7 protein-coding genes and 1 pseudogene are annotated in these 5585 nt (G+C 71.4%); 4 read left to right on the top strand and 4 right to left on the bottom strand.

Annotation, left to right across the window (positions count from 1 at the left end):
* Window positions 1-19 precede the first annotated feature (19 nt).
* Window positions 20-406 (top strand): annotated as a pseudogene (locus ABZ885_RS34455) (alpha-hydroxy-acid oxidizing protein); the annotation flags it as partial.
* 33 nt (window positions 407-439) lie between these two features.
* Here ABZ885_RS34455 and ABZ885_RS34450 read toward each other — a convergent pair.
* A complete protein-coding gene (locus ABZ885_RS34450; RefSeq protein ID WP_360197672.1) occupies window positions 440-1189 on the bottom strand; it encodes a DUF5919 domain-containing protein in 750 nt (249 codons plus the stop codon).
* A 132-nt stretch (window positions 1190-1321) separates the two neighbouring features.
* On the opposite strand from ABZ885_RS34450, the gene ABZ885_RS34445 reads away from it, so the two are divergent.
* The 3 genes from ABZ885_RS34445 (at window position 1322) to ABZ885_RS34435 (ending at window position 2461) form a co-directional block, all read left to right on the top strand.
* Complete coding sequence (locus ABZ885_RS34445) at window positions 1322-1504, top strand: hypothetical protein (protein WP_360197669.1); 183 nt, start codon at window positions 1322-1324, stop codon at window positions 1502-1504.
* A 208-nt stretch (window positions 1505-1712) separates the two neighbouring features.
* Window positions 1713-2252 (top strand): hypothetical protein, encoded by a 540-nt coding sequence (locus ABZ885_RS34440; RefSeq protein ID WP_360197666.1) that lies wholly within the window; start codon window positions 1713-1715, stop codon window positions 2250-2252.
* Between the two features lie 41 nt (window positions 2253-2293).
* Window positions 2294-2461, top strand: coding sequence for a hypothetical protein (locus ABZ885_RS34435; RefSeq protein ID WP_360197663.1), 168 nt, complete (start codon window positions 2294-2296; stop codon window positions 2459-2461).
* Between the two features lie 200 nt (window positions 2462-2661).
* Here ABZ885_RS34435 and ABZ885_RS34430 read toward each other — a convergent pair whose 3' ends face one another.
* The 3 genes from ABZ885_RS34430 to ABZ885_RS34420 form a co-directional block, all read right to left on the bottom strand.
* A complete protein-coding gene (locus ABZ885_RS34430) occupies window positions 2662-3930 on the bottom strand; it encodes an FAD-dependent oxidoreductase (RefSeq protein ID WP_360197660.1) in 1269 nt (422 codons plus the stop codon).
* Between the two features lie 151 nt (window positions 3931-4081).
* Window positions 4082-4513, bottom strand: coding sequence for a nuclear transport factor 2 family protein (locus ABZ885_RS34425; RefSeq protein WP_360197657.1), 432 nt, complete (start codon window positions 4511-4513; stop codon window positions 4082-4084).
* A 6-nt stretch (window positions 4514-4519) separates the two neighbouring features.
* Entirely contained in the window at window positions 4520-5323 is an 804-nt protein-coding gene (locus ABZ885_RS34420) for an MBL fold metallo-hydrolase (RefSeq protein WP_360197654.1), read from the bottom strand.
* Window positions 5324-5585: the final 262 nt, after the last annotated feature.

The raw sequence follows: 5585 nt of genomic DNA, 5'->3' as shown, positions 1-5585 counted from the left end.
GTGTGCTATTCAGTTCTGAATCGGCCACCCCGAGGCCGCGGGGGGGGCCGGGGAGGGGGGGGTGGACGGGATCTACTGCTCCACCCCCGGCGGCCGGCAGGCCGACGGCGGCCTGCCGGCCCTGGACGCGCTGCCCGGCGTGGTGGAGGCCGCCGGCGGCCTGCCCGTCCTCTTCGACTCCGGGATCCGCAGCGGCGCGGACGTCGTCAAGGCGCTCGCCCTCGGCGCGACGGCGGTCGGCGTCGGCCGCCCGTACGTCTACGGCCTCGCCCTCGGCGGCACGGACGGCATCGTGCACGTCCTGCGCTCGCTCCTCGCCGAGGCCGACCTGCTGATGGCCGTGGACGGCTACCCGGCCCTCGCCGACCTGCGCACCGACGGTGCCATGCGCCGAGTCGGAGGCTGACCGGCGCCGACGGGACTCACGACGGGCGATCATCTACGGTACGGGCGTACCGCGCTCCCACAGCTCCTCAGTGTGCTCGGCGAACCGGTCGAACATCCCGCCATCCTCATGCCGGCGCAGGTGCATCATGGGGGAGTCGTGGCCGACGAGCCGGGCAAGGTGCGGCGTGACCAGCGCATCCGTGTCGAAGCGGAAGACGCTGAGGCTGACGTGGTTGGCGCCGTCGTCGGCGGCGCTGAACCGTGCCTCCACGCCGGTGTCGGCCAGCTTGGCCAGATGTTCCAAGGTGATCCGGATGCGGGTCGACACGGTGAGCGTGACGCCTTCGATGCGCTCGCGCTGGACGGTGGTGTCAGAGGTGGGGTTGCCCAGCAGGAAGCGGATCCGGCAGCCGGCCTCTGCCTTCCGGCGTAGTGTCCGTACAAGCGCGGGTTGTTCCAGCCAGAGGAAGTAGTTGGTGTACCCGGCAAGGAAGACGTCTGTCTCGGCACTCTCGATCAACTGGGACCACACCTCGTGCGGACACGCTGACCGGTACGGGTAGACCGTCGTCACCTCCCGGTCGTGCCCGGTCTTGATCGCCGTTCGGACCGCCTTTGGCCAGATCATTTGCTCATCCACTCCCAGGGCTGCACACACGTCGGCTCGGTTCAACGGATGCGGCATGATCGACGCATCCGCTAACCAGCGTTCCACGGTCTTGGATGTGACACCGACCCGGGCGGCCAGTTGGCGTGGCCCCAGTCGGGCTGCAGCCATACCTTGCCGAAGCGCGTTGTTCAAGGCTTCCCCTCGGACATTTGGGCGTTCTTGCACCGTAGCGGCGAGATGGCCCGTATGTCCCGGAAACAGGGGTGATCCGGCCCGTTCGGGTGCCGATGATGACGGTGCGTCAACGATGAGCAGGGAGCGACGATGCCCACGCAGCGCCAAAAGGCCGACACCGGACCAGACCGCCGAGCTGTCCGGTCCCCGCTGGACGACTACCGCGCCGCGCGGCGGGACGGCGCCTTCGTGGCGACCGCCGAGCGGCTGTCCCGGGACGCGGTTCTCGCGCACTGCGAGTGCGACAACTGCGCAGCCAGGAGGCGTGGTTGAGCGCCCAATGCCTGCAGCGCCTCGCCCCCGTCGATGCCCGGCCGACGGCGCACGATGGCTGTCCGCGCCGCCGCACGGGACCGTACCCACTCAGACTCCCGCTCCGGCCGTCATCCCTGGCAGGCAGCCGACCGGAGCGGGTTCCGCACCACCGAACGTTCCCGGCGTCGCCGACGCCGGGAACCCCACTGTGTGAGGAGACACCAGTATGACCACTCCCGAACCCGCCCCGACGCCAGCGCCGCCCGGTCCGGGCCCGGTGCACCCGGTCACGGCGCAGTCGACGTTGACGCCGCGAGTGTTCGACTCCGTCGTGTCGACGGTGCTCGACAACAACGAGGGCATGACCGTGTCGATGGCGACGCGCATCGTCCGTGAGGCGATGGCTTTCATCATCACCGGCGCCCGCCGGCCGGACCTGGCCATGGCGCCGAGCCGGCTGGTGGACGAGGGCTGGCACGCTTTCGTGCTGCACACGGAGGCCTACGCCGAACTGTGCGCCCGCGAAGGCGTGTTCGTCCACCACAGTCCGGGCTTCGACCCGGAGAACTTCGACCCGGACATCCTGGAACAGACACAGGCGGCCGTCCGGGCGGAGGGCTTCGCGGTGGACCCGGAACTGTGGCGGGCGCCGACGGACGACAGCCTCGTGTCCGTCGCGGCGAAGTGCCAGCACGCGCCGAGCTGTTCGATCAAGCCGATGAAGAAGCCGGAGAAGCCCTGCAAGAAGCCGTCGAAGGTCGCCTGAGGAACGCGTACGCTGCCGAGCACACGATAGGAGGCACCCCGATGGAATGGATCAACCCTCGGTATGCGCAGCTCGTCGCGTGCTACCGGCAACAGCAGGAGACACCCGACTCCGGCGCGGCGGCCTTCGGAGTCCCGCTCCGTCGCGTCGACGGCGAGCCCGTGCCCGCTCGTCTCGGCTTCGTCATGGAGCCGTCGGCGGACGAGTAGCCCACCGACCTGCCCGGCCGCTTCACGTCCCAGGGCGGGGGCGGGCCGGGGCTCCTGAACTCCCCCGCGTCTGCGCGCAGACGTGGGGGAGTGGGCCGAGCAGAGCCGCCGGATGATGATCGGCGGTGTCGTGTCCGGGGTTTCGTGCTGATGGTCCACGCATCAGATCTCGGATCGAGCCCGTGCCCTGGCCTGAGGTCTCAGATGTCGCCGAGGGGGATGGCCGGGTTCGCCAGCCGGTCCGCGTCGACCAGTCGCTTCGAGCGGACGAGGTCACGGATGGGGTCGACGACGTCCCAGACGTTGACGTTCATGCCGGCGAGGACCCGGCCTTCGGAGAGCCAGAAGGCGATGAACTCGCGGGTGGCGGGGTCGCCGCGGAAGACCACCCGGTCGTAGCCGTCGGGTTCCACGTAGCCGGTGTATTCCATGCCGAGGTCGTACTGGTCGGTGTAGAAGTACGGCACGCGGTCGTAGACCGTCTCCGGGCCGTTCAGGCCGAGCAGTGCGCGGGCGGCGGTCTGGGGCTGGTTGAGGGCGTTGGCCCAGTGCTCGACCCGGATGTGGCGGCCGAAGAGGGGGTGGAAGGCGTTGGCGACGTCGCCGGCCGCGTAGACGTCCGGATCCGACGTGCGCAGGTGCTCGTCGGTCTTGACGCCGTTGTCGATCTCCAGTCCGGCGGCCTCGGCGAGGGCCGTGACGGGGGTGATGCCGATGCCGATGATCACCGTGTCCGCCGCCACCGTGGAGCCGTCCCCGAGCCGGACACCGGTGACCTTGCCGCCCTGGCCGGTCAGCTCCTCGACCCGGGCGTTGAACCGCAGGTCCACGCCGTGGTCGCGGTGCAGGTCGGCGAAGACCTGGGCGACCTCGCGGCCGAGGACCCGCAGCAGCGGCAGTTCGGCCGCCTCCAGCACGGTCACCTCGGCGCCCGCCGTCCTGGCGGCCGCCGCGGTCTCCAGGCCGATCCACCCGGCGCCGATCACCGCGACCCGGGCGCCCGGCTTCAGGGCCGCCCTGATCCGGTCGCTCTCCTCCACCCGCCGCAGGTACAGCACGCCGTCCTGGTCCGCGCCGGGGACCGGCAGCCGGCGTGGTGCCGAACCCGTGGTGAGCAGCAGCTTCGCGTACGTGATCCGGCCGTCGTCGGCCAGCGTGACGGTGTGCGCCGCCGGGTCGATCACGGTGACGGCGGTGCCGAGCCGGAGGGTGACCTCGTGCTCGGCGTACCACTGCGTCGGGTGGACGTAGATCTTCTCGCGCGGCGTCTTGCCGAGCAGGTAGCCCTTGGACAGTGGCGGCCGCTCGTAGGGGAGTTCGTGCTCGTCGCCGATCAGGACGATGCCGCCCCGGTACCCGGCCTCGCGCAGCGCCTCGGCGGCCTTCGCCCCGCCCAGGGAGGCGCCGACGATGACGACCGGCCGCTCGTGCCCGTCGCGGTCGTCCGTTCCTGCTGTGCCCGTGCCCATGCTGAACTCCTCGCTCTCCGGCCGGAATCACGGACAGCCTGCCGCCGGTCGGCGCGGCCTGTCGAGGCCGGGCCAGGCGTGCCGCGGCAGGCTCCCCCGGACGGGTGAACCGGGGGTGCGCCGGGTTTCGACCGAGGGTGGGGTGCCGGCGTCACGGTGTCATCGCGTCGCGGACCAGGGCGGTGTCGGCGAACTGCTCGAAACGTACGATCCGGCCGCCGCGCACGGTGAAGTGGTGCGCCACCCGGACAGCGAGCGGGCGGCGGGTGGTCCGGTGCACGGCGGTGTAGCGGGCCAGCACCACCACGTTCTCGCCGTCCACCACGTAGCGGTCGTCGTGCGCCGTCCAGTCCTCCCAGTCGTCGGCCAGCCGGTCCATCACGCCGCTGGTCACGCCCTTCGGCGTGCGGTACGTGCCGGCCAGCGGGAAGCCGGCCATCTCCGTCCACTCGACGTCCTCGGCGAGCGTCGCCCGCAGCGCCGCCAGGTCGCCGCGTGCGGAGGCCAGGTACTGGCGGCGGACCACGTCGGCGGGGGCGTCGGACTCGGCGAAGGCGGCGGTGGACCTCGGTACCTCGATCATCGTCGCTCAGCCCCAGGCCAGCTCGCCCTTGGCGACCTTCGTGCCGAGGTCGACCGCCAGTTTCAGGCCGAGGTCCGGGAAGCGGTGCTCCAGGGCCTCCTTGGCGGCGGCCGCGTCGGGGGCCCGGCCGATCTCGGTCTCGAACGCCCGCAGGTAGTCGCCGGTGTGCTCGATCGCGGTGGTGTCGGTGGGTGTGCCGGCGGTGCGGTGGCCGGCCACCACGAACTCCGGCTGCAGCGCCGTCATGCCGTCCAGCAGGTCGATCCAGGCGGCCCGCTGCTCCGGCCCGGGGGTGTCGGCGGTCCAGACGTGCAGGCCCTGGAAGAGCAACACCCCGCCGAGGATCGTGCGGTGGTGGTGCTGCCAGAGGTAGTGCCGGTCCGGCAGGTGAAAGTCGGCTCCGCGCAGCTCGAACCGGTGGCCCTCGAAGACGAGCTCGTCGCCGTGCAGCGCCTCGGGCCGCACCAGCCGGGTGGGCAGCTCCGGGCCGAGGTGCGACCAGGTCCTCAGCTTGGCGTCGTAGGTCTCCTGGATGTGCTCGACGGTGGACGGCGTGGCCAGGAACCTGGCCTGCGGGAACGCGTCCTGCACCTCCTGTGCGCCGAAGTAGAAGTCCGGGTCGCCGTGGCTGACGAACACCGTGGTCAGCCGCCTGCCGGTGGCCCGGATCCGTTCGACCAGCCGGCGCCCGTCGGAACGGGTGAAGCCGGCGTCCACCAGCAGGGCGTGGTCGGGGCCCGTCACCAGCACGGAGGTCTTGTTGAGCGAGCTGTCGGGGGTGTCGATGACCTCGAAGCCAAGCGAACTCATGCGGGATCGTCCTTCCTCGGGCTTCCACGAGCCTTCACGGGCCTCCACGGACTCGGGCTTCCACGGGCCCCGGGCCGTCACGGGCGCCGGGCCGGTCACGGAAAACACCGGACACGCGTCGCCGCCCAGCATCGGCGACCAGCGGACCGGCCGCATGTCGGGCGGCGCCGGGGGAGGACGCCGGCCCGTCGGCCGGTCGGAGGCGCGGGAAGTCGGGTGAATCGACGTCCTGCTCCGGGTCATGCGCTGGGCTTGGCCACGT

The sequence above is a fragment of the Kitasatospora sp. NPDC047058 genome (assembly GCF_040643935.1).
Taxonomy (GTDB): Bacteria; Actinomycetota; Actinomycetes; order Streptomycetales; family Streptomycetaceae; genus Kitasatospora.
This window is presented reverse-complemented; position numbering and strand designations above follow the sequence as displayed.